At 37.3% G+C, this 25,514-nt stretch carries 30 protein-coding genes and 1 pseudogene; 14 read left to right on the forward strand and 17 right to left on the reverse strand.

What is annotated here, in order from left to right:
• A pseudogene (gene tnpA, locus AACQ49_RS04335) lies at positions 1–396 on the forward strand (IS200/IS605 family transposase); the annotation flags it as partial.
• A gap of 146 nt (positions 397–542) precedes the next feature.
• Here tnpA and AACQ49_RS04340 read toward each other — a convergent pair.
• The 4 genes from AACQ49_RS04340 to AACQ49_RS04355 form a co-directional block, all read right to left on the reverse strand.
• Positions 543–1,007, reverse strand: coding sequence for an HIT family protein (locus AACQ49_RS04340; protein ID WP_004243211.1), 465 nt, complete (start codon positions 1,005–1,007; stop codon positions 543–545).
• Between the two features lie 154 nt (positions 1,008–1,161).
• Positions 1,162–2,139 carry a porphobilinogen synthase gene (hemB, locus tag AACQ49_RS04345; protein ID WP_012368000.1) on the reverse strand — a complete coding sequence of 326 codons (978 nt, stop codon included), beginning with the start codon at positions 2,137–2,139 and terminating at the stop codon, positions 1,162–1,164.
• A 215-nt stretch (positions 2,140–2,354) separates the two neighbouring features.
• Positions 2,355–2,717, reverse strand: a complete 363-nt coding sequence (locus AACQ49_RS04350) for a hypothetical protein (RefSeq protein WP_237612798.1) — start codon at positions 2,715–2,717, stop codon at positions 2,355–2,357.
• A 277-nt stretch (positions 2,718–2,994) separates the two neighbouring features.
• The gene (locus AACQ49_RS04355) at positions 2,995–3,216 is read right to left on the reverse strand and encodes a DUF2594 family protein (protein ID WP_012367999.1); all 222 of its coding nucleotides are present in this window, start codon (positions 3,214–3,216) and stop codon (positions 2,995–2,997) included.
• 290 nt (positions 3,217–3,506) lie between these two features.
• Here AACQ49_RS04355 and AACQ49_RS04360 point away from each other — a divergent pair, with 290 nt between their 5' ends.
• From AACQ49_RS04360 to AACQ49_RS04375, 4 genes are all read left to right on the forward strand, one after another.
• On the forward strand, positions 3,507–4,397 hold the full coding sequence (locus AACQ49_RS04360) for an NAD(P)H-hydrate dehydratase (protein ID WP_004243206.1): 891 nt from the start codon (positions 3,507–3,509) through the stop codon (positions 4,395–4,397).
• A gap of 146 nt (positions 4,398–4,543) precedes the next feature.
• Positions 4,544–4,972: a universal stress protein gene (locus AACQ49_RS04365; RefSeq protein WP_004243205.1), complete on the forward strand. Its 429-nt coding sequence runs from the start codon at positions 4,544–4,546 to the stop codon at positions 4,970–4,972.
• 115 nt (positions 4,973–5,087) lie between these two features.
• Entirely contained in the window at positions 5,088–5,426 is a 339-nt protein-coding gene (locus AACQ49_RS04370) for a hypothetical protein (protein ID WP_004243204.1), read from the forward strand.
• 66 nt (positions 5,427–5,492) lie between these two features.
• Positions 5,493–5,930 (forward strand): universal stress protein, encoded by a 438-nt coding sequence (locus AACQ49_RS04375; protein ID WP_004243203.1) that lies wholly within the window; start codon positions 5,493–5,495, stop codon positions 5,928–5,930.
• 127 nt (positions 5,931–6,057) lie between these two features.
• On the opposite strand, the gene AACQ49_RS04380 is transcribed toward AACQ49_RS04375, so the two are convergent.
• Entirely contained in the window at positions 6,058–6,729 is a 672-nt protein-coding gene (locus tag AACQ49_RS04380) for a YidX family protein (RefSeq protein WP_004248200.1), read from the reverse strand.
• Between the two features lie 318 nt (positions 6,730–7,047).
• On the opposite strand from AACQ49_RS04380, the gene AACQ49_RS04385 reads away from it, so the two are divergent.
• From AACQ49_RS04385 to AACQ49_RS04405, 5 genes are all read left to right on the forward strand, one after another.
• Positions 7,048–7,458 (forward strand): hypothetical protein, encoded by a 411-nt coding sequence (locus AACQ49_RS04385; RefSeq protein ID WP_004243201.1) that lies wholly within the window; start codon positions 7,048–7,050, stop codon positions 7,456–7,458.
• 203 nt (positions 7,459–7,661) lie between these two features.
• The gene (locus AACQ49_RS04390) at positions 7,662–8,756 is read left to right on the forward strand and encodes an AAA family ATPase (protein WP_004248199.1); all 1,095 of its coding nucleotides are present in this window, start codon (positions 7,662–7,664) and stop codon (positions 8,754–8,756) included.
• Positions 8,743–9,570 carry a DUF4435 domain-containing protein gene (locus tag AACQ49_RS04395; protein ID WP_049202927.1) on the forward strand — a complete coding sequence of 276 codons (828 nt, stop codon included), beginning with the start codon at positions 8,743–8,745 and terminating at the stop codon, positions 9,568–9,570. The genes AACQ49_RS04390 and AACQ49_RS04395 overlap by 14 nt, the downstream gene beginning before the upstream one ends.
• A 189-nt stretch (positions 9,571–9,759) precedes the next feature.
• Positions 9,760–10,563 carry a threonine/serine exporter family protein gene (locus AACQ49_RS04400; RefSeq protein ID WP_004243198.1) on the forward strand — a complete coding sequence of 268 codons (804 nt, stop codon included), beginning with the start codon at positions 9,760–9,762 and terminating at the stop codon, positions 10,561–10,563.
• Positions 10,539–11,027 carry a threonine/serine exporter gene (locus AACQ49_RS04405; RefSeq protein ID WP_004243197.1) on the forward strand — a complete coding sequence of 163 codons (489 nt, stop codon included), beginning with the start codon at positions 10,539–10,541 and terminating at the stop codon, positions 11,025–11,027. Before AACQ49_RS04400 ends, AACQ49_RS04405 begins: the two co-directional genes overlap by 25 nt.
• Before the next feature lie 5 nt (positions 11,028–11,032).
• Here the strand turns inward: AACQ49_RS04405 and AACQ49_RS04410 are convergent, their stop codons facing one another.
• Positions 11,033–11,215, reverse strand: coding sequence for a hypothetical protein (locus tag AACQ49_RS04410; protein ID WP_004248195.1), 183 nt, complete (start codon positions 11,213–11,215; stop codon positions 11,033–11,035).
• 254 nt (positions 11,216–11,469) lie between these two features.
• Here AACQ49_RS04410 and AACQ49_RS04415 point away from each other — a divergent pair, with 254 nt between their 5' ends.
• Positions 11,470–12,447, forward strand: coding sequence for an endonuclease (locus AACQ49_RS04415; protein WP_115286795.1), 978 nt, complete (start codon positions 11,470–11,472; stop codon positions 12,445–12,447).
• A 10-nt stretch (positions 12,448–12,457) separates the two neighbouring features.
• On the opposite strand, the gene AACQ49_RS04420 is transcribed toward AACQ49_RS04415, so the two are convergent.
• A complete protein-coding gene (locus AACQ49_RS04420) occupies positions 12,458–12,901 on the reverse strand; it encodes a methyltransferase family protein (RefSeq protein ID WP_012367996.1) in 444 nt (147 codons plus the stop codon).
• A 346-nt stretch (positions 12,902–13,247) separates the two neighbouring features.
• On the opposite strand from AACQ49_RS04420, the gene phoH reads away from it, so the two are divergent.
• Complete coding sequence (gene phoH / locus AACQ49_RS04425; protein WP_012367995.1) at positions 13,248–14,033, forward strand: phosphate starvation-inducible protein PhoH; 786 nt, start codon at positions 13,248–13,250, stop codon at positions 14,031–14,033.
• Positions 14,034–14,302: 269 nt separating this feature from the next.
• On the opposite strand, the gene AACQ49_RS04430 is transcribed toward phoH, so the two are convergent.
• From AACQ49_RS04430 to AACQ49_RS04450, 5 genes are all read right to left on the reverse strand, one after another.
• Positions 14,303–14,686 (reverse strand): DUF805 domain-containing protein, encoded by a 384-nt coding sequence (locus tag AACQ49_RS04430; RefSeq protein ID WP_004243189.1) that lies wholly within the window; start codon positions 14,684–14,686, stop codon positions 14,303–14,305.
• A 520-nt stretch (positions 14,687–15,206) separates the two neighbouring features.
• Complete coding sequence (locus AACQ49_RS04435) at positions 15,207–16,067, reverse strand: siderophore-interacting protein (protein ID WP_004243188.1); 861 nt, start codon at positions 16,065–16,067, stop codon at positions 15,207–15,209.
• Between the two features lie 287 nt (positions 16,068–16,354).
• Positions 16,355–16,516 carry a DUF2474 domain-containing protein gene (locus tag AACQ49_RS04440; RefSeq protein WP_004243187.1) on the reverse strand — a complete coding sequence of 54 codons (162 nt, stop codon included), beginning with the start codon at positions 16,514–16,516 and terminating at the stop codon, positions 16,355–16,357.
• Positions 16,497–17,504, reverse strand: coding sequence for a cytochrome d ubiquinol oxidase subunit II (gene cydB, locus AACQ49_RS04445; RefSeq protein WP_161778904.1), 1,008 nt, complete (start codon positions 17,502–17,504; stop codon positions 16,497–16,499). Before cydB ends, AACQ49_RS04440 begins: the two co-directional genes overlap by 20 nt.
• A complete protein-coding gene (locus tag AACQ49_RS04450) occupies positions 17,494–18,828 on the reverse strand; it encodes a cytochrome ubiquinol oxidase subunit I (RefSeq protein WP_012367992.1) in 1,335 nt (444 codons plus the stop codon). Before AACQ49_RS04450 ends, cydB begins: the two co-directional genes overlap by 11 nt.
• A 148-nt stretch (positions 18,829–18,976) precedes the next feature.
• Here AACQ49_RS04450 and AACQ49_RS04455 point away from each other — a divergent pair, with 148 nt between their 5' ends.
• Positions 18,977–20,392 (forward strand): aminotransferase-like domain-containing protein, encoded by a 1,416-nt coding sequence (locus AACQ49_RS04455; protein WP_004248187.1) that lies wholly within the window; start codon positions 18,977–18,979, stop codon positions 20,390–20,392.
• Positions 20,393–20,474: 82 nt separating this feature from the next.
• Here AACQ49_RS04455 and AACQ49_RS04460 read toward each other — a convergent pair whose 3' ends face one another.
• On the reverse strand, positions 20,475–21,086 hold the full coding sequence (locus AACQ49_RS04460; RefSeq protein ID WP_004250963.1) for a LysE family translocator: 612 nt from the start codon (positions 21,084–21,086) through the stop codon (positions 20,475–20,477).
• 160 nt (positions 21,087–21,246) lie between these two features.
• Between AACQ49_RS04460 and AACQ49_RS04465 the strand changes: the two genes are divergently transcribed.
• Entirely contained in the window at positions 21,247–21,714 is a 468-nt protein-coding gene (locus AACQ49_RS04465) for an Lrp/AsnC family transcriptional regulator (protein WP_004243182.1), read from the forward strand.
• Between the two features lie 109 nt (positions 21,715–21,823).
• Here the strand turns inward: AACQ49_RS04465 and AACQ49_RS04470 are convergent, their stop codons facing one another.
• The 4 genes from AACQ49_RS04470 to AACQ49_RS04485 are packed head-to-tail and all read right to left on the reverse strand — an operon-like array spanning position 21,824 to position 25,499.
• Entirely contained in the window at positions 21,824–22,618 is a 795-nt protein-coding gene (locus AACQ49_RS04470) for a heme ABC transporter ATP-binding protein (protein WP_036918417.1), read from the reverse strand.
• On the reverse strand, positions 22,615–23,619 hold the full coding sequence (locus tag AACQ49_RS04475; RefSeq protein WP_004248185.1) for a FecCD family ABC transporter permease: 1,005 nt from the start codon (positions 23,617–23,619) through the stop codon (positions 22,615–22,617). Before AACQ49_RS04475 ends, AACQ49_RS04470 begins: the two co-directional genes overlap by 4 nt.
• Entirely contained in the window at positions 23,619–24,434 is an 816-nt protein-coding gene (locus AACQ49_RS04480; protein WP_004243179.1) for a heme/hemin ABC transporter substrate-binding protein, read from the reverse strand. The genes AACQ49_RS04475 and AACQ49_RS04480 overlap by 1 nt, the downstream gene beginning before the upstream one ends.
• Positions 24,435–24,449: 15 nt before the next feature.
• Complete coding sequence (locus tag AACQ49_RS04485) at positions 24,450–25,499, reverse strand: hemin-degrading factor (RefSeq protein WP_036907935.1); 1,050 nt, start codon at positions 25,497–25,499, stop codon at positions 24,450–24,452.
• Positions 25,500–25,514 lie beyond the last annotated feature (15 nt).

Genomic DNA, 25,514 nt, shown 5'->3' on the forward strand with positions numbered 1-25,514 from the left:
CGCCGTGGCAGACATTGTGTATTCCTGATGCACGTCCATTTGGTCTTTGTCACAAAATACCGGTGAAAAATATTTGATCAGGATGCAATTGAAAAATTGCGGGGCTACTTTGCCAGTGTTTGTGCTGATTTTGATGTTGAACTGGTTGAAATGGATGGGGAACGGGAGCACGTTCATTTACTGATTAATTACCCGCCAAAACTGGCGATATCTAATCTGGTTAACAGCCTTAAAGGGGTATCGAGTCGATTACTTCGACGTGATCGTCCTGATATTGCCCAACGTGATTACTACAAGGGGGTTCTTTGGTCGCCGAGTTATTTCGCGGGGAGTTGTGGTGGCGCACCAATATCCATTATCCGCCAGTACATAGAGCAACAGGAAACACCTAGTTAGTTAAAAAACCGCGCCTTATATCCCCGACCTGAAGGACGGGGTTTTACGGTGCTTTGGATAAAGAATAATTGTGTAATATTAACTAATAACGGATAAGTAATAAATGCTTATCCGTTATTACTATTAGTTTATTATGGCTGGATCAATTACTGACTATTTTGGCGAATAAGCGCAGCTAATTGCGCTAATTCCTCATCATTTGCGCGCTCAAAATCATGAGATGAAAGATAGCCAGGGTAGTTATCAAAGAAAACCTTTTGTTTGTTTTCAATGGGCGCCCATTTTGTCATATCACCCGTGCCGTGCATTGGGCTGAGTTTGCTATGAACATGATCAACGCCAAAACCTTCAAAAAACATTCCCGTGCGTGACACATCTGGGAATGTTTTATCTAGGATTTTTGCCACTTTTTTAGTGGCGATGATCAATAACGCTAAGGCTTCATCGCTTAAATCAAAAGCATAACTTGGATAGTGTTTTTTCGGAATAACAACCGTAAAACCCTTGGTATTAGGGAAGATTGAAAGAAACGCAAGATGATGTTCATCCTCCCAAATTTTATGGCAAGGTGCTTTTCCCGCTACAATTTGACAGAAAATACAGTTATCCATAGTCGCCTCATAATATAGGGTGAAAAATACTTCAAATTATCGTTATAACTTGAAGTATTTAGCGTATCTAACCGCCATGTTTTTAGTGGTGGGGTTAGTCATATACTGAAGATTCCTAGTGATCTATTCACTTGTCATCTAGATACAAGGGTGATTAAAGTAGATTTCTTTCTGCTAAATCAAGCGCAAAGTAAGAGAGAATTAAATCAGCACCTGCGCGTTTAATGGAGCCTAGTGTTTCCATTACCACGCGATCTTCATCGATAGCACCCGCTAATGCAGCAAATTTGATTTGCGCATACTCCCCACTAATTTGGTAGGCTGCTAACGGTAATAGTGTACGTTCACGAACATCACGAATAATATCTAAATAAGCACCAGCAGGCTTAACCATTAACATATCCGCACCTTCTTGCTCATCAATCAATGATTCGCGGATAGCTTCCCGACGATTCATCGGATTCATTTGATATGTTTTACGATCACCAATTAAGCGAGAGCCAGCAGCATCACGGAATGGACCATATAATGCAGAGGCAAATTTAGTTGAGTAGGAAACAATACCGGTATCGGTAAATCCTGCTTGATCTAAGGCAGCACGAATAGCGGCAACTTGACCATCCATTGCGGCAGAGGGAGCAATAAAATCAGCACCAGCTTGTGCGGCGGCAACCGCCTGTAGACCTAAATTATGGATAGTTTCATCATTATCGACATGTTCACCATGTAAAACGCCACAGTGTCCGTGTGAAGTATATTCACAGAAACAAGTATCTGACATAACAATCATTTCTGGTACAGCATCTTTACAAATACGAGACATGCGAGAAACTAGACCGTCGCTTTTCCAAGCATCGCTACCTGTTTCATCAAGATGGTGTGAGACACCAAAGGTCATGACCGTTTTGATACCCGCTTTAGCGATACGCTCAATTTCATAAGCAAGGCGTTTTTCAGGAATACGTACCACACCTGGCATACTTTTGATCGGCTGATAATCCTCTAAGCCTTCTTCAACGAAAATAGGTAGTGCTAGATCATTTTTGCTGAGTGTCGTTTCTTGAAACAGCGCGCGCAGGTTCTCTGACTGGCGTAGTCTTCTTAATCGCTGGATGGATTGTTCGTTGCTCACAATATCTCCTTGTTATGGCCAGTTCTAATGATTATTTACTAAAGTATTATAAACCTTAATCGCAATAGATGGATACTATCATGCACAATAAATAGCGGCAGGGAAAAGTTAGCAGGGTTAAACGTAAGAAATGAAATAGGGGGGTTAATAAAAAAAGAGCAGGATTATTTCTGCTCCTTGGACTCTGCGCTTAATCATTTAAGGCAGTCAATGGATTATTTTTTCTGCTCTTGTAAAACAGAATCCATTTGAATTTTACATGCCGCAACAATTTGCGTTAAGCCTTCTTGGAACTCTTCACGTGAACCAATTTCTGCTTTTGCATCACGTAAAGATTTAACAACTTCAACGGTGCCATTAGAAAAATCAGCTTCCGTTGCATCTAGTTTTGCAAAATCAAAGTTTTGAGATTTCAATGTTGCTAATGCGTCTTTGGCGATTTTCTCAGGCACTTCATTAGTATCATAAGCTTTTACTGAGATATCTTTGAATGTATTGCAATAATCTTCAGCCATTTTACTTGGGTTAGCAAATGCAACAGCAGGAAGTAAAAGCAGGGATAACAGAAGTGGTTTCATTATAAGCCTCATGGTTTATTTTGGTGCGTACACTGTAAGTGTAACATATAAACCCATATAGCGTTAAATCAGAATAGGATTAACATTAGTTATTTATTACAGATAAAAAAATCCCCTCTATAACAATAGAGGGGCAGTTAAATGAATAAAGAATGGTTTATTTCGGAATTAAGTATATAGACTTTTCAGATTTACTTTTTGCTTATTTGTGCAGCACAAAAAGAAGCGACAATAAATTAAAATCATGCGCAATTGCACTTTGATGACGTCAATATCATTATTGACGATAAGCTGTTTTAATTTGGTTTAATGTGTTGCGGAAGGTTTCTGCTTGTTGTTCATCAGCAACTTCGGAAATAGCTCGCTCAATATTTAAGATAACGCGTCCAGCATCTGCTTGACCTAATGCTTTTAACATATAAGTCACAAGCGTTTTTAGGCATGCAACTTCTTGCGCTAATGTTTCAACATCTGCTTGTGTTTTAAACTTCTCATTCATGGTGAATTTCCCTTTATATCGTTTGTTTATTAACCTAAAAATAATGCCTAGTAACAGAATAACATTGTATTCATCTGGTATGAATAGCTTTTCTTATCGCCCATAAAAGAAATAAATGAATAAAACGAATAAACAAATAGTAGATAAGAAATCATTTCCGCTAGCACACTCTTATTATGATTATGTCATCGATATCACGCTATACTTTAAATTACCCATTACCGTTTCATGCGGTTTGATATAAAAATAAACACTCAGCAATAAAAGGTGAGGAATATGAGGAATAATAGATGAACAGAGAGCAACTATTACAAGCAATATCTCACTATCCTGCACTCGCTCAGCGAAATATGGGAAATACACATAAAGGCACTTTTGGTACATTAGCCATTATCGGCAGCTCAGAAGGCATGAGTGGTGCGATTGTTTTGGCGGGAAAAAGTGCGCTTAAAGCAGGGTGTGGTAAAGTCTTTTTGGGCTTTGCACAACCACAATTGCCACTGCCTTTTATTGATAGTGCACCCGAACTGATGCTACAAACAGCCATAACATTATTAGAGCAACCACAAATATCAGCATGGGCGATTGGCTGCGGTTTAGGGCTCTCCTCTGATTCGGAACAATTGCTGACTACAGTACTAGCACAACGTAACGAGAAAATACCTTATGTTTTTGATGCCGATGCGCTGGTGTTATTGGCTCAATTAAACTTATCGCATATTAACACTAAGTTAACCGCTAATTGTGTATTAACACCCCATCCGAAAGAGGCCGCAACTTTACTTCATTGTGATGTTGCTGATATTCAAAATAACCGTCAACAAGCTGCAATAGAAATTACACGCCAATATCATTGCTGGGCCATAGTGAAAGGACAAGGAACGGTGATTGCTTCACCTCAAGGAGATATCACAGTAAATACAACAGGGAACAGTGGATTATCGACAGCAGGGAGCGGTGATGTATTAACCGGTGTCATGGCAAGTTTTTTAGCACAAGGTATGCCAATCGCAGAGGCTGTGCCGAGTGCCGTATGGATACATGGTATAGCCGCAGACCAATTAATAAAACAAGGAATAGGGCCAATAGGATTAACCGCATCAGAGCTTATTGATACCATCCGTGCGGTTCGCAACCAAATGTGGGCAACCCACCAACAGCACAGCACTGATTTATTTTAACTGAGTAGTTTATTTTTTGTAGTAACTCATTAATACTTAAAGCCGATTGATAATTGATATTAGGTTGGTTTTAGTTAATTGACTCACAGTAATCTTGAGGTTATTGCGATACTATTAAGGCAAATGGAGAGTTGAGAGGAGTTATTATGTATAAAACAATTTTAGTGCCTATCGATATTGTAGAAGAAGAGTTAACCAGTAAAGCAGTACGCCATGCGGTTTATTTAGCCAAAGAAACAGGAGCTAATTTACATCTTATCCATGTGCTTCCTATCTCTTCAGCCATTATTAATGCTTATTCACTGGGTTATCCCGAAATTAAAGACAAAGCGACAGTAAAAGCCGAAAATGATATGCAAATGCTGGTGGATTCGGTGGATCTGCCTGCTGAAAAAGTGGCTTACACTGTCACTTTTGGCTCTCCCCGTGATGAAATTTTAACGACAGCAAAAGATATTCAAGCAGATTTAATTGTTATCGGCTCTCGTAGACCCAACATTAGCACACATTTATTAGGCTCTACGGCCGCAGGCGTTGTTCGTTATGCAGATATTTCTGTGTTAGTGGTTCGTTAATTGACACATGCTAATAGGTTATGAGGTTTCATAACCTATTTTTTCTCTTTTAAATTATCTATTTTACCATTATTAAATTATTTTCATTGGGTTGCGCATTAATAGAGTCAATGGGATGGAAAAATTTACACAAGAACTTTTAAGGCTCGACCATTTTATTCTACGTATTCTACGCTACTATATAATAGGTACTGTATTCTTTTTTTTAGGATTATTACCGGGCGTGCTAGGGTTCTATTTTATTGAAGGACATACTTTTATGGAGTCCTCATTAAACGCAATATCAATGTTAAGTGGTCAACCGGTAGAGCCTGCGCCTGCAACACCAACAGGGCGTTTTTTTATTGCGATTTATGGTTTGTTTCTTCAGTGTGTTTTTATTTTATCGATTGGATTAGTGGTGACCCCTTTTATTCATCGACAATTACATAAATGGCATCTTGAAGAGGATTAGCAATCATACTGTTGGTTGAAAAAATCAAAATAACAAACAGACGATAATTAATAATGAGGAGTTGCTATGTATAAGACAATTCTAGTGCCCGTGGATATTTCAGAAGATGAATTAACCGAAAAGGCTTTACAACACGCTGTTTATATTGCAAAGCTTGAAGGGGCTAAGATCCATTTGTTTCATGCTATTCCTGATGTTTCACGTTTTTCAATTAGTTATAGCTACCATTATGATATGTTAAGCTCTTTTGCTAATAAAGCGATTGAACGAGTTCAAGAACAACTGCAAGAATTAGCTAATTCTGTAGATTTACCTAAAGAGCAAGTTGATTTCTCTGCCGCATTTGGCTCAGCAAGAGATAAAGTGTTAGAGCTGGCAGAAAAAATTAAAGCGGATTTAATTGTCGTTGGCTCTCGTCGTCCTAGCATTTCAACTCATTTATTAGGCTCTAATGCATCAGGAATTGTGGCTTACGCCAAACAATCTGTGTTAGTTGTGCGTTAATCCTATAAGCGATGAAATAGGCTAACATCATAGTATAATATGGTATAAAAGGAGATAGAGATAACGCTATCTCCTTATTAATCAAACTAGAATATTTAGTGTTTGATAATAAATTATTTTATCGATACTACTTGCTTAGTATTGGGATCATCAGCAATTGTAAAGGAGATGTGACTATATCTAGCGCCAAAGTAACGGGTAATAATATTCTTGGTGTGCTGGCACCAATAAGATTTTCTTTGTATTGGTAGAATTCAACATTAAAGGGATGGTTAAAAGGTAGTAAATACTCATTTTTTTGTTCTTTATTTTTTTGATGAACTGTTCCAAGTAAATTATCTATTTTTAGTGAACAGGTGTTTATATCTTTTTTACATATAAAACCGTAAGTTAGTGCTGCTTCTTTATCGGTTTGAGTTATCCAGTTATAATTTATTTTAATTTTCCCATTAAATTGCTTCTTTTGATTATCAATAATAAATTCAACTGGATTTTCTACGCTCAATTTATCATGGTGGATAAGCGGATCTCTTAAAATATTTACTGCGTTATCTCCACCTCTTATTAATAAATAATCAAAATGATCACCAATAAATACCCATCCGCTAGTACCGTTACTATCTTTTGCTAGAGAGAGTGCGGTAATTGAATCTCCTTTCCAATGAGAACGATGATAGCCATTATCATTTTTAGTTGATAACATTAACCCGAATGAAAAACAGCCTGATAATAAAAAGAAAATAGGAAAAATAACTATTGATAATAAGACAGCGGACTTTGTTCTCAAAAAACTTACCATATTAATTTTCTCTTAGTTATAAATTAATGAATTCTGTCATGATAATCTTTAAATGACTTTAAATATATTTTCAAATTTATAAAGTGGTCATTTTATGAATAGCTTATTTATTAAAAATAAAATAATTATAAAGAATATATAAAATAATTATAGTGTTTTATATATTAAAAGAATAAATATAATATAAGTCGATAGAAATTTATTGCTGACAAAAATTGTCTATTAATGCGATCAGTGCACTAATAAAGAGCCTTTTTATTGAATGTAAATGATAATTATTCTAATCTAAAGTGAAGATAATAACTGAGAGATAACAATATGTTGAATAATAACAATTTTACAATAATGTCTGTTGACCAATTTCCCATTATTACCATGCAGGTTTTCCCAGAAACGTTAGAGCATGCTAATAACTGGATTGCTGAAATGGACTTAGTGCTTGCTCAAAAACAAAACTTTGTATTGGTTTACCCACCTATCAACAAGAAAAATGAACAAGAGGATATGGAGGGCATGAAAGCCGTTAGACGCTGGCTGAAAACAGGGAAAATGCCATTAAGTCAATATTGTGCTGGAATGATCATGACCGTCAATCAACAAACAAATGATAAAGAGCAACTGATGCAGTTATCTCCCGTTGTTTCTGCGGTGTACGGTGTACCTATCTTTGTTGAAGAAACCCTTGATGGGGCTTATGCTCAAGCTAATAAACTTCTGGGCAATAAATAATAAATAAAGGATTATGAATAATTTAAGTTAGGTATAAAAGCATCCTAAGGTGCTTTTATACTAATTTGAAAGCGTAATAGTCATATTGATGATGTAAGTTAACAATAGAAAGAGAATATTTTATCGTTGTGTGAAAGAGGTAAAGACGCGAGAATAAAGAGATGGTATTTTAGCTATTAAAGTAAACATTTCAGGGCATTCCAATGAGAATTAGTTCAATTTATACACAATCTGTAGGACCATTAGCTGATGGTGTTATTAAGTTAGAAGATGATTGGTCTAATGAGATTGAAGCTCAAGTTTTATTTACCGGTAATAATGGTTGTGGTAAATCGACTTTATTACGGGGCATAGCTATTTTATGGGAAGCATTAGGTATTTGGCTAAGTACTGAACAACCGTTAGCTCCAGCGAGCAATACACGAAAATGGTTAGAACGTTGGGGAGGGATCGCTATTATTTTTGAAGATTTTAATCTTTCTTCTGATGATAAGATTAAAATTGGACTTTTTTATGGTTCAGATGATTTTTTTTCCCAAGTAGTAACAAACTATTTAGATGTAATGTGGATAGGTGAAATTTCAAATAATAAAAAGAAAAATAAATTATATTTTCCATCTAGTGAAAATAAACATAATGATAATCTGATTGAGACCTATAAATATTTAGGGAAAAGACGTATTCAATCACTTTATAATGAATTGGATCCAGAATTATCTATTCCTAATATTGTCTATTTAGATGCAGAAGCGCGTAAATGGGTAAATCCAACAGCAACGAGAAAATCATTATACCCAGACGATCTTAACCAAGCATGGCTCGCGACTTATACGGTGACTAATGATTGGAATGGGCAAATAGAAACTTCACTGTTTAATTTAAAAGCGACACTGCCTAATGAATACCCTAACATGATAAAGAGTTTAAATTACTTTTTTTCAGATAAAAGAATTGATAGTGAAATTCTTCCAGGTACACGTCAACAGATTATTTTATCAAATGGAAGGCAACATACGTTTGATGAGTTAAGTTCTGGCGAACATCAAATACTTATTATGTTATTTACAATCCAACGTTGGCTAAAACCAGGAGGAATTGTATTAATAGATGAACCTGATCTACATCTACATCCTTCTGTTATAGCACCTCTCTTAGCGGCTATCGAAAATATTGTGGCTAATAAGAAAGGGCAGTTAATTTTAACGTCACACTCAACAGAAGTTTGGCAACGCTATGAAAATTTTGGTTCACGTATTGATCTTACTTTGCTAAAAGGATCGGTGAATGTCGAAAATTGATGGAACAATTAATCGAATAAAAGATCAACAAGTAGGTAGCTCAACTAAAAAAGTATTATTAGTTGAAGGCAGTGATGATGAGTTAGCTTTTGGCGCTTTTTTAAGAAAAAAGTTTCCTAGTTGGGAACAGTATTGGGTTATTGCTAGCACGGGCAAGAAACAAAATGTGTTGGATATTTTAGCCCAAGAACAAGATTGGCTTGGTATTGTCGATAGAGATGAATGGGATAATGCTAAAATTGAGGAAAAACAAGAACAATTACCCAATTTATTCATTCTTCCTCGTTTTTGTATTGAGAACTATCTTGTTCTTCCTGATGAAATTTGGTCTGCATTACCTGAAAATAAGAAAAATAGCATAGAAAATGGATGTGAAACATTAAGGAAAGATATCGAGACTCAGCTTGAAAATTGGCGAAATCATGCTGCGGTATGGGCAATCATTAATCCTTTATGGGAAGGATTAAGAAGTTTGGGATTTAAAGAATCGTTATTAGAACTTAATACAAGCAATGATACAGTAAAAATTGAACAAATTTTACAAAAGTGGCATCAATATCTTGAGCCTTCTCAATTATTAGAAAAACTCAAGCATAAAAAGCAAGAAATAAATGCATGCACAGTAGATCAACAATTAAAACAATATATACACGGGAAACATTTTTTTAAAAATGTAGTTTATCCTGTGCTTATTTCTCATATTGGTAATATAAAAGAAAAAGAACTTAAAAAACAGTTATTTAATTCACAACCTATTCCGGAAGATCTTGATTTCCTTTGGCAACATATGATGACTAATATCAATACTATTTGAGAAATATAATCACTATATTTTATATTTATTACAATCATATGATAGTAAGAGAAAACTTTGATCTACTTTCAGCCTTAAATATTTTAATTATTCATAATAGTATAGAAAGACGATAGCGTCATGATTGAACTATACTGATAAGCTTTCAATTGGTTATGGCGCGTTTTTTGATAAATACTAAGGCGTAGTATGGATAATCAGATAATGGCTGAAGAATATGCCATTTCACAAGATAAACAGCGTGAAATTACGAAATTATGTATTCAAACGGCGCTATTGTTGTTACAACATGGTGCTGAAAGTATGTTGGTTGAACAGCTCTCAACGCGACTTGGGCTGGCTTTAGGCGTTCATCAAGTTGAAACGGCCATTTCAGCCAATGCGGTGGTATTAACGACAATAGTTAATGGTCATTGCCAAACCTCAACACGAAAAATTGTTGATCGTGGTATCAATATGCATGTTGTTACCGAAGTTCAGCACATTGTTATTTTAGTTGAGCATCATCTCGCGGATATTGATGAAGCAAGGAAACGTTTTGAACATATCAAACCACTACGTTATCCACGTTGGATAATTATTGTTATGGTTGCACTTTCTTGTGGATGTTTTTCCAAATTGAATGGCGGTGATTGGGATGGCTTTTTAGTCTCTGCTTTGGGGGGAGGAATGGGAATGTGGGTTCGTCAGCTCCTCACTCATCGTCAAGTAAATCCTTTAATCAACTTTTGTATTACGGCATTTGTTGCGACATCAGTATCAGGTTTATTGCTAAAACTCCCTTATTTTCAAGTTACTGCCACTATATCAATGGCCGCGAGCGTTCTATTATTAGTTCCTGGATTTCCTTTAATTAATGCTGTTGCTGATATGTTTAAAGGTCATGTTAATACAGGACTCGCACGCTGGGCGATGGCGACGATGTTAACACTTGCTACCTGCTTAGGGGTTATTTTAGCGATGGCAGTATGGGAGTTAAGAGATTGGGCATAATCAACATTATTCTAACGCTAATTGAAGATATGATTTTAGCGGCAATACCTGCGGTGGGGTTTGCAATGGTATTTAATGTACCGTTACGTGCATTAAAGTATTGTGCGTTATTAGGTGCAATAGGGCATGGCTCTCGTACGGTATTAATGATCAGTGGTATGAATATTGAGTGGGCAAGCTTTTGTGCCGCTATTCTAGTCGGTTGTATAGGTATTCAATGGTCACGCTGGTGGTTAGCTCATCCAAAAGTTTTCACTGTTGCAGCAATTATTCCTATGTTTCCTGGGATCAATGCTTATGTTGCGATGATCTCCGTGGTGAAGTTGACTCAAATAGGCTATAGCGAAGAAATTTTTGAAGCTTTAGTGACTAATTTTCTTAAAGCTTCATTTATTGTGGGTGCTCTTTCTATTGGGCTATCTTTACCAGGATTGTGGTTATATCGTAAACGTCCCAGTGTATAAATGCTTTATACCGCATGTTGTAGCGAATTTAATGTAATATCCAGTTCGTTTTTACCAGAAATAATAATTTGAATTCTTAATTTATTTTCTGACTCTAAATTAGCATGCGCTTTAACATCTTCATTGTTCGCATGCTTTTTGGTTATTTCGACGAGCTCATTCATTAAATTCAGCATATTCTCATTCATTTTATCTATTCCATTAAAATACCAATCTTTAAACCATAGCAAAGATGTTTTTACACAATGACATGAATAGCGCCTTTTTCTAGCACTTTTCATTTGTATTGTTTTAGTAAATCCATCAAAAAATGAATTAAAAAGATATCTTCAAATAAATAAAAAAGGTATGGTAAGCGCAAATAAAAATAAGATTATTAGTTGGTTATTTAATAATAAATCTTATTAGGTTTAATAAAAGAGAGTATAAGGTAGATAGCACTTTGAGAAAAATATTACACTATATTGTTTTAGCGTTAGGTTTATTTATTATTACGCTACATGTATCCGCACAGGCACCGGAAAATTTCACTAAAGCAAAACAGCTAGCCAGAGAACGCATTTATTATGATCAAAATCAAAACAATCAAGGTACGCTGTATTGTGGTTGTCATTGGGAGTGGGTAGGAAAATCGGGGGGACGTGTTAATTTAGCCAGTTGTGGTTATCAAGTGAGGGCACAAGCCACCCGAGCTTCACGCATTGAATGGGAACATATCGTCCCTGCTTGGGTTTTTGGTCATCAACGTCAATGCTGGCAAAATGGTGGGCGAGCTAACTGTGTTAAAAACGATCCTATTTTTGGCAAAATTGAGGCTGATTTACATAATCTAGCGCCTTCGATTGGAGAGGTGAATGGTGATCGCAGTAATTTTAGCTTTGGTCAATTATCATCTCAAGCGCCTTATCAATATGGCCAGTGTCGCAGTCGGGTCGATTTTGCTTCTCGCACCTTTGAGCCTCGTAATGAGGTGAAAGGCCAAGTTGCACGTGTCTATTTCTACTTACATGATCGTTATAACCTCTCAATGTCACGTCAACAACAACAGCTTTTTATGGCATGGGATAAAGCTTACCCACCAACACCGTGGGAAAGAGAGCGAGATAATCGAATTGCTAACATTGTTGGGCATCATAATCCCTTTGTTACGGGACAAATGAAGTGGCAGTTAGGACATAAAAATAGTGGTGCAGGATTAACTGCAACATATCGTCCTACAACTGACAAAATAGAAATGCCTAAAGCGCCCACAGTCTCCCAAGATGAGCAGATCAAAGGTAATCTAAATAGTAAAATTTATCATTTTTCACACTGTACTGGTTATAGAACCATGTCAGATAAAAATGCGGTATATTTTAAAACCGAAAATGAAGCAACTAAAGCGGGTTACCGATTAGCAAATAACTGTAAAGCGCTTTAGTCTACATCTGTTATATCCAGCGTCGAACGTGGCGGCAATATTGTCGCCACGCTTGTGGAAACCGCTCACTTAATATTTTCTCTTCTTGCACAATAGTATAGCGATCGGTAATAAAGTAGAAGGCAAGCGCAGCCCCTAAAAATCCCCAGTTACCAAAAATAAAAAACAGCCCAATACTAATATCGAGAAAGCCAAGATACATAGGATTTCTACTTATTTTATATGGACCTGTGGTGACTAAATGGCGCGGTGTCTGGTGAGGGTTAGGAGATGTATTATGTTTGATAAAAAAGTAAAGGCAGAAAAATAGCCAAATCCCTGAAGTGATGATCGTTAGAGCACCTAAATAGAAAAAAACACCGGGTTTTATATTGCCTGAGTGTAGTTCAAAGCCAATAAATGGGATGCAATTGAGTAGCAGCCAATAAATAAAAGGTAATTTTAAAAAACGCATTTTATTCCCCTCAATAGCGCTCTTTGTTAGCAAAATGTTAACTTAATCGCGTTATTAATGACTTAAATATTGAAAAAATTTTTGTTCTGTCATTATACTGTCATAAAGCTTCGTTAATTTTCACTCTAACTCCATGATGGGGAATATGAATGACAGAAGCAATCAAAATTTTAAATCACCAAGACAAAGCTGGTAGCAACTGTGCATTGATGTTTAATGCTCAAGTTTGTGACCGGCTTTTTTGTTTTCTACAGCGCAATAGAGTCTGAGGGAGGCTCACCTTATTTTCTAGTCAAACAATGATTGTTCTGATGACTTTTTGAGACTAACAAAGGTAAATACCATTATGAGTAGACAAAAAGTAGCAACACGTTTACGTAGAGAAAATAAACGTACATTACGTAAAGAGCAACGTAATGCCGCCCATCGAGATAATGTTATGGTTTTACCAGGATTTGGGGATCTAGAAACAATTGGTATGGCGAGAGAGAAACGTGATCAACGAACACTCTCTCCTCGCAATGAAGTTCAACGCCAATATATGAACGCTATTAAACATCAAAATTTGGTTTTTGCAACAGGGGAAGCGGGGTGTGGTAAAACGTTTTTAAGTGCAGCAATGGCTGCTGATGCCCTTATTAATAAAGAGATAGAGCGAATTATTGTTACTCGGCCTGTATTACAAGCTGATGAAGATTTAGGTTTTCTTCCTGGCGATATAGCAGAAAAATTCGCGCCTTATTTTCGTCCTGTCTATGATGTATTAGTTAAACGTTTAGGCGCCTCTTTTTTACAATATTGTTTACGGCCTGAAATAGGCAAAGTTGAAATAGCCCCATTTGCCTATATGCGAGGACGTACTTTTGAAAATGCATTTGTCATATTGGATGAAGCGCAAAATGTCACCATTAATCAAATGAAATTATTTTTAACGCGAATGGGAGAAAATGTGACAGTGATTGTTAACGGTGATATTACTCAATGCGATTTACCTGCCAATGTAAATTCAGGATTAGCAGATGCACTAAGTCGTTTTCAAGCTAATGAGCGTGTTGGTGTCATTAAATTTAATGAAGAAGATTGTGTGCGTTCTAGTCTATGTCAGCATGTATTAGCAGCATATAGTGATTAAAATATTTCTTTAGCATAGCAATAAAAAAGGCAGCATATTAAATAAGAGTATTAATATGCTGCCGATAAAAAACATTCATGTTATTTAAATTACTATATGGCATACATGAGCATAATAGTATGTGGATAATATTACTTAAAATAATCAGGTATAAAATCCTATGCTAATAGGGGATAAGAGAAGTAACTGTAAGAGAAAGGAGAATCAACACAGTAAGTAAATTATATAAATAGTTTACTCACTGTATTAAGATAGAAATTAATTAGCTATTAGGCTTTAGGATCAAGACCAAATCTATTTTCACCTCTAGTACCATCTAAACACATAAAAATAAACAGGATCAGTCCGCCAACGAAAGGAATAAATGATAATAAAACCATCCAACCAGATCTATCTTGGTCATGAAAACGGCGCACTGTCACGGCAATATTAGGAATAATAGTTGCTAAAGAGTAGATACCGATAATAATCAAAGCAGCAAAGCCTGTGCCACTCATTTCACCAGTATAACTGTCGATAGAAGAGAACATGATCCCATATAACACAGCTAAAATAATGGTATTTACCACTATAAACATCCAATATTCTTTTCGACGCGCACGACCTGAAAAATTAGCATAATTATTTTTAATAACCTCTAAGTACCAATTCATTTTTCATCCTTAATTCAATAGTAAAAATACATAGATTTAGGTTAATCTCTATTATTTTTTGACTCAGTCAAATCCTAATAATCAATTGAAGATAATAAAATTATTATTTGCTATTGTTTTTGAACTCTTCACTCTAAAAATATAAATAAATTAAGTTCAATATGTTATTTTTAGCTAATAAAGAGTAACGTCAAGCTGCGGTATAATAATTAAATTACTGTTCTGTTTCAATAATAATTAAATATTATTTTAGTGAAAACTTTTGATTGGCTTAATGGTTTATATTTTTTTGTTTAAATTGACTGTGTAAATTGGGTTTTATTTCTGTTATTTATTTAATTTTGATGAGTTGATAGTTTTTTTGTTTGTTTTGTCAGGAGTTGTGTTAGGTGAATTATTGTTTATATAAGTTAAATATTAAAGATTTCTTCGCTATTATCATTCCTATAAAAAGGCAGCATATTAAATGAGGGTCTTAATATGCTGCCGGTACAGCCAACTCGTTTTATCTAAAATACGCTTAGCTTACATCTTCATTATCCATAACATGATGACGCTCTGCATGATAACCTTCTTCATTAAAGCCAAAACGCCAATAAGGGATAGCATAAATCTGTCCGCGCTCATAGCCTTTATCACGACGAATATAACGTCTTAGTGCACGGATAATTTTATCTTCTCCGGCGATCCAAAATGCCACATCTTCCTTTGGTAACGACCAAGAGATAAATTCATCAATCAGAGGCTGAGTTTGTGTTTCAACAGAGCCGACTAACCAAACAATTTCTAGTCCCTGAGGAGCATCAATAATTTGGCGATCGGATTCATTTTCTATGCGGATCACCGCTTTACCCTGTACATCGGGTGACATTGTTTCAATTAATGCCATTAAAGCGGGTAATGAGCTGGGATCGGCTGCCATATAGTAATGAGAGGCGGGAGCCAATAGGGGATCAGGCCCTCCAGGATTAGTAATGCCAATATAATCACCTACCTTGGCATTTAAAGCAAAATTAATGGCTGGACCTGCATCTTCATGAACCGCAAATTCAATATCAAGCTCTTTTAATTCAGGACGAATAGCTCGCACACTGTAAGTTCGTACTATCGCTCTTGGTTGGTTTTCGGGCCAACTAGGGCCTTTGTCAGTGAGTGTTGGAATTGTTGGTTTAGTTTGGCCTTCTACAGGTAAAAATATTTTTAAATGGGCACCCCCTGTGTGACTTGGATAATTGTCCAAGTCATCGCTAGTAAAGGTAATAGAGCGCATGCCCGGCGTGATATCTACTATACGTTTTACTTGCACCAAACGAGGTGGTGCAGGACGATAAATATTCTTTTGTTGCGTGCTGTCTTGATTACTCACGTTTATCCAACCCATCTAAGCTATTTATTACTTGTTATATATTATCATTTACAATCAATAATGATAGTCATTATCACTATTAACACTAATTTAGTAAAGCCATGAATAAGATTGACTTGTCGAAGCGTGATGTAGTTCAAATAAGATGTAAATAAAGAAAATAAAAATCAACAAATTAAAGCGCTTGTATTTTTATGAGGGGAGAGTCACTAACAGTAACGCGAGTTAAAAAGAGGAATTTTTTTAACTAAAATAAAGCGGGAATTTATCCCGCTTTATTTTTGTATTACCTGATTGATTTTTTACTTTACTTTCATTCCCGCTGCCGTCATTAAAAAACGAAATAGCGAAGAAACGGCAAATAGCGCTAAAACACTACAAAACCAAATAGTAATTAACCAACCCCATTTTTTCAGTAATGAGGGTTTTGTTTCAGGGTTCGGATCAGTGATAGCCTTCTTCATAATTGGTTTTTCCTCTGAATACGTAATAACTCCAGAATGTATAAACGAGAATAATGGGAATGATAAATAGCGCACCAACGAGCATAAAACCTTGGCTTTCCGGTGGTGCTGATGCATCGATAAAACTAATTGCCGGCGGTATAATATTTGGCCAGATACTAATCCCTAGCCCAGTAAAACCAAGAAATATAATCGCTAGAGAAGCAAAGAAAGGTAAGTAATGACCTTTTTTCTTTACTGCGCGAATAATCAACCAAGCGCTATATAACACTAGCAGTGGTACAGGTAAGAAAAAGAAAATATTGGGTAGTGAAAACCAACGTTCAGCAATCGCCGGTTGTGCTAATGGTGTCCATAAACTGACTATGGCTATCACTGCTAGCATAACGAACGTTAATGGCAAGATCACTTTATACAAACTCTGTTGTAAATGGCCTTGAGTTTTCATAATGAGCCAGCCACACCCTAACAGTGAGTAGGCAATGACTAGACCAAAGCCACAAAACAGGGCAAAGGGTGATAGCCAATCAAAATAGCTTCCAGCAAAAGTACGGTCAATAATGGGTAAACCTTGAACAATACTACCGACGACTATACCTTGCATAAAGGTGGTTAATAGAGAGCCGACAATAAAGGCGTTATCCCAAAAAAATTTATGAGTGTCATCGGCTTTAAAGCGAAATTCAAAAGCAACGCCCCTGAAAATAAGCGCAACTAGCATGATAGTTAAAGGCATGGCTAAAGCATCAAGGATCACTGAATACGCTAAAGGAAACGCACCAAAGAGCGCTGCACCACCTAAAACTAGCCATGTTTCATTGCCGTCCCATACCGGGGCGACAGTATTCATCATTAAATCGCGATCTTCTCTCTCTTTTATAAAAGGATAGAGCATGCCGATGCCGAGATCGAAGCCATCCATCACAATATACATTAATGTGCTAAATACGATGATGATGAACCAAATAACGGGTAAATCAATTCCCATCTTGAACCTCCGGCGCACCTTTCCGGATAAGTTTTAACATATAGGCATATCCAATTCCGAATACAGATCCATAAACGATAAAGAAAATCAGTAGGCTAATGCTCATATGCATTTCACCATGAGCAGATACCGCATCTCGTGTTCGTTGTATCCCATACACAACCCAAGGTTGTCGACCTACTTCTGTAGTAAACCAACCCGCTAAAATGGCAATTAATCCTGAAGGTGCCATTAGAAAAGTGAATCGCAAGAAGAGGTTAGATTGATATAATTTTTTCTTATAACGTAACCATGTGCCCCATACACCCACTAAAATCATCAGCATGCCAAGGCCGACCATAATACGAAATGACCAAAAAACAATCAGTGAATTTGGCCTATCATCTTTAGGAAATTCTTTTAGTGCTGGTACTTGTTTATCTAAACTATGAGTTAATATCAGGCTACCTAAATAAGGAATTTGAAGGGCATATTTGGTTTTTTCTTCATCCATATCCGGTATACCAAATAGAATTAACGGTGTAGCCTCACCAGGATTATTTTGCCAATGCCCTTCAATCGCGGCAATTTTGGCGGGTTGATGTTTTAACGTGTTTAAACCATGCATATCACCAATAAGTGCTTGAATAGGCGCTAAGATTAAGATAATCCATATAGACATCGAGAGCATCTTCTTCATTGCAGATGTCTTGTTGCCTTTTAATAAATGCCATGAAGCCGAGGCGGCAATAAAGAATGCCGAAGCAAGAAATGCAGCAACGCCCATATGAGCAAGACGATAAGGGAAGGAAGGATTAAAAATAACCGCTAGCCAATCAACGGGAACTACTTGATTGTTGACGATTTCGAATCCCTGTGGTGTTTGCATCCAACTGTTGGAGGCTAAAATCCAAAATGTTGACATTAATGTACCCAATGCCACCATGCAAGTGGCGAAAAAGTGTAATTTTTCACCTACTTTGTTCCAGCCAAATAACATCACACCTAGAAATCCAGCTTCTAAGAAGAATGCTGTAAGTACTTCATAAGTCAATAGAGGGCCGGTGATAGAGCCGGCAAAATCGGAGAAAAAGCTCCAATTAGTACCGAACTGATATGCCATAACGAGACCAGAGACGACGCCCATAGCAAAGTTAACAGCGAATATTTTTGACCAAAAATGGAATAGCGCTAAGTAATCCTTATTGCGAGTTTTTAGCCATAAGCCTTCCAAGACAGCTAAGAAGCTGGCTAGCCCTATAGTAATTGCGGGGAAGATAATATGGAAAGAAACGGTAAACGCAAATTGGATACGCGCCAAATCAAAGGCACTTAACCCAAACATAAACAACCTCATTATTTTGATATACAAATCGCGCTGATCTGTAAATAGCAGGTAAATCGTGTGGATAAGTAGACCATATGACAGTAAACTATAATAGTGACAATAAGTTTAAAAATGACTATAACAGTTTGAGGGTGAATAGGTGAATATGACTCGATATGAACAGCTTGCGGCACAGATACGCCAACAAATTGAAGATAATATTTGGCAATCAGGCGATCGTTTACCCTCATTACGGGATACGGTTAAACAATCAGGTTTGAGTTTAATGACCGTTTTACAATCTTATCAACTGTTAGAAAGTCAAGGGTGGATCACCGCTCGTCCGCAATCAGGTTATTATGTTGCACATCGCAATACCGGTTTTGCTCAAGTAACTGCCAGCAAAGGGCTACATATGAGTGAAAATGTTGAGATAAGCGCCTCTATATTCAATGTTCTTCAAGCCTGTAAAGATCCCAATATCATTCCGTTCGGTTCCGCCTTTCCAGACCCCAGTTTATTCATTCAACCTAAATTAAGCCGAGCATTAGCCTCTGCCGCTAGACATTTAGCCCCTCAAAGTTCAGTGATTAATTTACCTCCTGGTAATGAAAAACTACGTCGTAATATAGCCCAACGCTATGCACTGCAAGGTATTCATGTATCGCCTGACGATATTGTGATCACCGCAGGTGCGATGGAATCATTAAGTTTTAGTTTACAAGCTGTTACTGAGCCAGGAGATTGGGTTGTCATAGAATCTCCTGCTTTTTATGGCGCATTACAGGCGATAGAGCGTTTACGATTAAAAGCGATTGCCATCAAAACCGATCCGGTGACAGGCATTTGTTTAGATGAGTTAGAGAAGGTGGTAGAACAATACGACATTAAAGCGTGTTGGTTGATGAGTCATTGCCAAAATCCATTAGGTGGCACTATGCCTGATGAAAATAAAATCAGACTAGTAGAAATTTTAGCGGCAAAACAGATAACCTTAATTGAAGATGATGTCTATGGTGAACTGTATAATAGTCCAAAGGCGCCAATGCCTGTGAAAGGCTTTGATAAATCCAATAGCGTATTGCACTGCGCTTCTTTTTCTAAATGTTTAGCGCCAGGATTTCGAGTCGGGTGGGTCGCAGCCGGAAAACATGCGACTAAAATACAGCAGTTACAAATGATGAGTACTGTATCAGCGAGTATGCCAACACAACAAGCTATCGCTGACTATTTATCACAAGGGGGGTATGACGGGCACCTACGTCGCTTAAGATTATTATTAGAGCAGAGACGTTATCGTATGTTACAGGCCATACAAACGCATTTACCTAAAGATGTTAAAGTGAATATTCCTGTCGGAGGCTATTTCCTATGGTTAGAATTCGAGCCAAGCTTTGATGCTAATACATTGTACCATTTTGCTCTCGAAAGAGGGGTGAGTATTGCACCAGGTGCTATGTTTTCGACCAGTTCACAGTTTAATCATGCTTTTCGTTTAAACTCTTCTTTTCAATGGAATGGTCAGACTGAAAAAGGAATGCAAATTATTGGTGAAGGGTGTCGAAAATTACGTCGTAAATAGAACATTAGCGTACGTATTCATCAGTTAAATGGTCATATTGCACGGCATTGAGCAAATATCACTATAAAGTGATGCTAGCCCTCTAATTAAGGGCTAAATTAACGGCTGCAAAGGTAAGTAAACTGCCGGCAATGCCATCATTATAACGGCGTCCTTTATCACTTAATCCGCCTTTTAAACCAATATAAGCGAAAATCGTACCTAAAAAGCCATAGATAAATAGACAAATAGTGATAAATATCCCAGATAAAAGCAGAGATTGCATAGCGATATCATTCTGGTTATTGATAAAATTTGGTAAAATAGCCAGATAGACGAGTAAGCCTTTCGGATTAAGAAAACTCGTTAAAAAGCCCTTGCGAAAGAGATGTGTTTTTTTATCTGCATGTAGTGTGAGTTGGCCTTTTTGGCAGGCAGATATCAGCATTTTGATTGCTAAGTAGGTAATATAAATCACACCTAGCCACTTTAGTAGATAAAAGAAAATGGGAGAAGTTGCCATTATCGTTGCAAGACCCAAAGCACTAAGAATAGCATGTGTGATATAACCTGAAATGACACCGATATTGGCAAACCACGCTGATTTTATTCCTCCCGCTAATCCTTGTGAGGAGATAAAAAGAATATCGGGGCCAGGTGTGCAAATTAAAGGCAGTACTGTAAGGGCAAAGAATAACAAAGTGTTAAATTCCATATTTTTCACCTGATTGAGCAATTGAAGAAAATATCGTTTTTGCTGTGCAATTTAGCTGAAAAATTATATGATATTTTCGTAAAAATCGGGTTGCTTTGTTGCTAACAAAAATAATTAATTGGCAATAAAATTCCACAAATAGAACTAAGGTTAATCTTTGATGTCAATAAAATTGGATAAGATAGACAAGCATATTTTGCAAGTGTTACAGCGCGATGGCAAAATTCAAAACATCGAACTGGCAAAAGAAGTGGGACTCTCACCATCTCCTTGTTTACGTCGTGTACGTTTACTTGAAGAGTCAGGTGTGATCACGCGTTATGTTGCCGTATTAGATGGTAGTAAAGTTGATGCAGGATTATCTTTATTTGCGCGAATTTGGTTCAGAGCACAAGATGCTGAAACTATTGAAGAATTTGTAAAGGCGATAAAAGTATTACCCGAAGTGGTTGAATGCCATTTAATGGCGGGAGAATGTGATGCACTTATTCGCATTGTGACAAAAGATCTCGCCACTTATCGCCGTTTTCACGCTGATTATTTAACACAAATTCCTAGCATTCAAAGCATAAAAACAGAAGTACCCATGGAGACGGTAAAAGTGAGTTTTGCTTTACCATTGCAGTAATACTCTATTTGGTGAAGGTAATAATCATCCAATAGAAATTATATTATTAAGCGTCTTTTAAGGACTGAGCTCTGTATTCAACAGGGCTCAGCCCTTTCTCTTTTATTATTTATGGGCGTAAAAAAACTTGAGGTTGAGATAACTCAGGATGAGTATTAATACTGACCTCGGCGCCATACCATTTTTCAATATTCTCAGCGGTGAGCACATCTTGAGGTGTACCTTCGCAAACTAATTTTCCCTGATGCAGTAATAAAATACGATCAGCATAAAGGGAGGCGAGGTTGAGATCGTGCAGAACACAACACACCATCAAATTTTGCGTTTTGACCAGTTGCTTTAATAAACGCAAACTTTGTTGCTGGTGGTAGAGGTCAAGTGCCGATGTGGGTTCATCAAGAAATAGCGCAACATTCTCAGGTGTCGGTTGCCAAAGTTGAGCAAGCACTCTAGCAAGTTGCACTCTTTGTTGTTCTCCACCTGATAATTGACGGTAATCTCTTGTTTTGAGCTTTAAACAATTGGTTTGTAATAGCGCGGTTTCTATTGCGATTTGTTTATGTTTTTGCCCATGTGGTGCTCTTCCCATAGCGACGACTTCTTCTACAGAAAAAGAGAATGATAGCTGGCTGTTTTGTCGCATAACAGCACGGTTTTGCGCTAATAATTGACTATTCCACTGTGAGTAAGTTTTCCCTTTAAAAAAACATTCTCCTTGTGTCGGAGGCGTATAGCCGGTCAATAAACGTAATAATGATGATTTCCCAGCACCATTCGGACCAATGATTGTGACAAGCTCACCGGTATTAAGTGCAATAGAAACATCCTCAAGAATAGTTTTATTGCCGATTTTATAGCTCAAGTTATTGCCATATAATAATGGAGTGTGTTGATTTTCCATCATGACATGCGTCCTGCTGGTTGTCGTAAAATAAGCCAAAGAAAATAAGGTCCACCAAGAAGTCCGGTAATAAGTCCTACAGGAATTTCCGCAGGGGATACCAAGGTTCTTGACAGGGTATCTGCGGCTAATAAGAGTATTGCTCCCCCTAATAGGGTGGCCGGTAATAACCAAATATGGTTACTGCCTAATCGCATACGAATAAGGTGGGGCACCACAAGACCAACAAACCCAATAACACCACTTAATGCAACGGCACAACCGATTAAAATGGCACTGAGTAGTAGTAAAATAAATTTTGTTTTTCTTACATTTAACCCTAAATAATGTGCTTCTTCATCACCGAGTTGTAATAGGTTAAGTTTATGACCTTGCCAACAGGCTAATGCACTAATGGGAATAATCACGAGAGTTGCAATCGCCAAGGTGTTCCAGTCTATTTTACTTAAAGAGCCCATCATCCATAGTGAAAATTGGCGCAGTTGCTGATCTGTGCTGATATAGCTCAATACACCAATAAAAGACATACAAAGTGCATTAATGGCAATTCCCGCTAGGAGCAATCTTGCCAAGTTACCATCACTTAATTGATGCAATGAAAAAATAATCATTGCCACTATTAAGCCGCCAATAAAGGCGGCAATAATATGACTGTAGAAAGAAAATACGGATAAAAAAGAGAAGGGTAAAATAATCACAATAGCGACCATTAGCGCAGCACCACTGCTAATACCTAGTAATCCAGGATCGGCAAGTGAGTTTCTAAATAATCCTTGCATGATGGTGCCTGATATGGCTAAAGCGCCACCGACGAGAATAGCTAATAGTACTCGAGGTAAACGAATATCAAGCCAAATTTGCCACTCTATATCATCAAAAGAGCGATCCCATAAAGTACTAAATGAGAGTGCTAGCGGGCCGCTATTAACAGAAATAAGCGTAATGATGGTAAATAAGATGAGTAAAATGGCAATACTCATCCACGGTGAGCGAAAACGAGACATTATTGCTCCAATGCTTGACGAATTTGTTGCATAACTTTGGGGGTTGATAAGGTAAAGCCTAATAAACCCATATCATCAACAACGATATAGCGCTTATTTTTACCTGCGGGGGTGTACTTTATGCCGGGCAAGTCCCACAGTTTTTCGATACCTCCAATACCTTTTATTCCCTCTTTAGTGACCAACAAAATATCAGGCTGGCTGGCAATAACCCCTTCTTGTGACAGTAAGCGGTAACTACTAAAACCTTGCATAGCATTTTTTCCGCCTACCAGTGTGATAATCGTATCTGCAGCAGTATTTTGACCGGCAGCCATAGGGGCAACACCACCATGGCTCATGATATAAATAATTTTTTTATCAATAGGCGTCGTGGCAATTTGATTAATAGATTGAGTGAGCTTTTCTTTTAATTGCTGACTCTCTGTTTCTTTTTGTAAGAGGGTTGCAATGGCATCGATTTTTTCATTAATGGCTTCTAATGAACGTGTACCCGTAATAGTTTCAACAGGTACACCTGCTTTTTCGATACGACGTAATGCAAAAGAAGGGCGAGCTAATTCGCTAGCAATAATCAGCGTCGGTTTAACCGAAAGAATACCTTCAGGATTGAGCATGCGCATATAACCCACATCGGGTAATGATTTAACTTGCTCTGGTACTAAACTCGTACTATCTCTAGCAATGACCTGATCACCTGCACCTAATGCAAAAACAATTTCAGTAATATCACCACCAATAGTGACAATACGTTGTTTAGCGAGGCTGGTGAATGTCATCAAACTACACAGGATCAAAAGAAGCCATTTTTTCATTGAGCTATCCTTCTATTAAGCTATTTTAGCAAGAGCGTTGAGTTGCTCACGCCATTGTTGTTGTTCTTTTGTTCCCTCAGTGCGTTGTCCATAGAGCTGAGCAATCTGTTGACCTTTGCTATCAAATAGTTCAAGACTTGTGACAAAACCATCTTGGGTTGGCTTACGAGTGATCCAGCTTTCCACAATTTCACTCTCAATTAAATGCAGTGTAAATGCAGGATTAAAAATGTTAATCCATACTTGTTCACTATTTTCAAATTGATGAGGTACTAAACGATCAATTTTACCGGTAAAGATCTGTACACAACCTCGATTTCCCACGAAAATCATAATTTCATTTTGTACTTCTTTCGCCAGTGCTAATAATGTTTTTAAGGCACTATTATCTACTTGATAAGCTAAATCATCACTGACCGCTTTGAACGCTTGCTGGCGACTGAGATTATTTTCTTGCAGGATTTTAAAGAATTGATGAACGTCAGTCATCGATCGCCATTGCTGTTCTAACTGTTGTGCTAATGCCGTTGTTACCGGTGCATCAGTAAAAGATTTAGCGGGGGTAATCTCTAATACGGGATTTTCTGGTGATAAATAAGTATCGATTAAGGTATTCCATGCGTCCATATGAGTATTATCAGTGGTATACACTTTATGGAGAGAATCACCATGAAGATCAAAGAATTGAATACTATGACGAATGCCACGAGCCGTCTCTTCGGTTAATGCAAAGATACTTGCCCAATGAGAGAAGAAAAAGCGTAAATCGAGGGCTCGAGGGTTTAAGATCAATCCTGCATGATCGTTAAAACGAGCATTGGTATATTCACCAAGATGTTCATGAACCGCAATTTCATTACGAGTAATGGCTTTCACTTCGCCTACGGTTGCGAGAGCGGTTAAAATATCACGAACATCACCATGTAAGCGTTTAGCATCGTGCCCAACACGCGCGTGAGTAAGCTCAGCTTCACTTACATTAAGGTAAGTTGCTAAATCACGCGCATAAGATGCTTTTTTTTCATTTTTTGCTTGCAGGTAGCTCTCATAAAGAGGTTTAGTCACGGAAACTCCTATTGT

It is taken from the genome of Proteus sp. G2675 (assembly GCF_963886535.1).
Classification (GTDB): domain Bacteria; phylum Pseudomonadota; class Gammaproteobacteria; order Enterobacterales; family Enterobacteriaceae; genus Proteus; species Proteus mirabilis.

Bases quoted from the DNA above. Each gene is read 5' to 3' on its own strand.
- AACQ49_RS04470 (WP_036918417.1), bottom strand. From the start codon at position 22,618: ATGATGGAAAATCAACACACTCCATTATTATATGGCAATAACTTGAGC.
- AACQ49_RS04435 (WP_004243188.1), bottom strand. From the start codon at position 16,067: ATGGGTTGGATAAACGTGAGTAATCAAGACAGCACGCAACAAAAGAAT.
- AACQ49_RS04405 (WP_004243197.1), top strand. From the start codon at position 10,539: ATGGGAGTTAAGAGATTGGGCATAATCAACATTATTCTAACGCTAATT.
- AACQ49_RS04430 (WP_004243189.1), bottom strand. From the start codon at position 14,686: ATGAATTGGTACTTAGAGGTTATTAAAAATAATTATGCTAATTTTTCA.
- AACQ49_RS04475 (WP_004248185.1), bottom strand. From the start codon at position 23,619: ATGTCTCGTTTTCGCTCACCGTGGATGAGTATTGCCATTTTACTCATC.
- AACQ49_RS04450 (WP_012367992.1), bottom strand. From the start codon at position 18,828: ATGTTTGGGTTAAGTGCCTTTGATTTGGCGCGTATCCAATTTGCGTTT.
- AACQ49_RS04355 (WP_012367999.1), bottom strand. From the start codon at position 3,216: ATGAATGAGAAGTTTAAAACACAAGCAGATGTTGAAACATTAGCGCAA.
- AACQ49_RS04395 (WP_049202927.1), top strand. From the start codon at position 8,743: ATGTCGAAAATTGATGGAACAATTAATCGAATAAAAGATCAACAAGTA.
- AACQ49_RS04410 (WP_004248195.1), bottom strand. From the start codon at position 11,215: ATGAATGAGAATATGCTGAATTTAATGAATGAGCTCGTCGAAATAACC.
- AACQ49_RS04390 (WP_004248199.1), top strand. From the start codon at position 7,662: ATGAGAATTAGTTCAATTTATACACAATCTGTAGGACCATTAGCTGAT.
- AACQ49_RS04465 (WP_004243182.1), top strand. From the start codon at position 21,247: ATGTCAATAAAATTGGATAAGATAGACAAGCATATTTTGCAAGTGTTA.
- AACQ49_RS04440 (WP_004243187.1), bottom strand. From the start codon at position 16,516: ATGAAGAAGGCTATCACTGATCCGAACCCTGAAACAAAACCCTCATTA.
- AACQ49_RS04340 (WP_004243211.1), bottom strand. From the start codon at position 1,007: ATGGATAACTGTATTTTCTGTCAAATTGTAGCGGGAAAAGCACCTTGC.
- AACQ49_RS04455 (WP_004248187.1), top strand. From the start codon at position 18,977: ATGACTCGATATGAACAGCTTGCGGCACAGATACGCCAACAAATTGAA.
- AACQ49_RS04375 (WP_004243203.1), top strand. From the start codon at position 5,493: ATGTATAAGACAATTCTAGTGCCCGTGGATATTTCAGAAGATGAATTA.
- phoH (WP_012367995.1), top strand. From the start codon at position 13,248: ATGAGTAGACAAAAAGTAGCAACACGTTTACGTAGAGAAAATAAACGT.
- AACQ49_RS04400 (WP_004243198.1), top strand. From the start codon at position 9,760: ATGGATAATCAGATAATGGCTGAAGAATATGCCATTTCACAAGATAAA.
- AACQ49_RS04380 (WP_004248200.1), bottom strand. From the start codon at position 6,729: ATGGTAAGTTTTTTGAGAACAAAGTCCGCTGTCTTATTATCAATAGTT.
- AACQ49_RS04350 (WP_237612798.1), bottom strand. From the start codon at position 2,717: ATGAAACCACTTCTGTTATCCCTGCTTTTACTTCCTGCTGTTGCATTT.
- AACQ49_RS04385 (WP_004243201.1), top strand. From the start codon at position 7,048: ATGTTGAATAATAACAATTTTACAATAATGTCTGTTGACCAATTTCCC.
- cydB (WP_161778904.1), bottom strand. From the start codon at position 17,504: ATGGGAATTGATTTACCCGTTATTTGGTTCATCATCATCGTATTTAGC.
- AACQ49_RS04365 (WP_004243205.1), top strand. From the start codon at position 4,544: ATGTATAAAACAATTTTAGTGCCTATCGATATTGTAGAAGAAGAGTTA.
- AACQ49_RS04480 (WP_004243179.1), bottom strand. From the start codon at position 24,434: ATGAAAAAATGGCTTCTTTTGATCCTGTGTAGTTTGATGACATTCACC.
- AACQ49_RS04420 (WP_012367996.1), bottom strand. From the start codon at position 12,901: ATGCGTTTTTTAAAATTACCTTTTATTTATTGGCTGCTACTCAATTGC.
- AACQ49_RS04370 (WP_004243204.1), top strand. From the start codon at position 5,088: ATGGAAAAATTTACACAAGAACTTTTAAGGCTCGACCATTTTATTCTA.
- AACQ49_RS04460 (WP_004250963.1), bottom strand. From the start codon at position 21,086: ATGGAATTTAACACTTTGTTATTCTTTGCCCTTACAGTACTGCCTTTA.
- AACQ49_RS04360 (WP_004243206.1), top strand. From the start codon at position 3,507: ATGAACAGAGAGCAACTATTACAAGCAATATCTCACTATCCTGCACTC.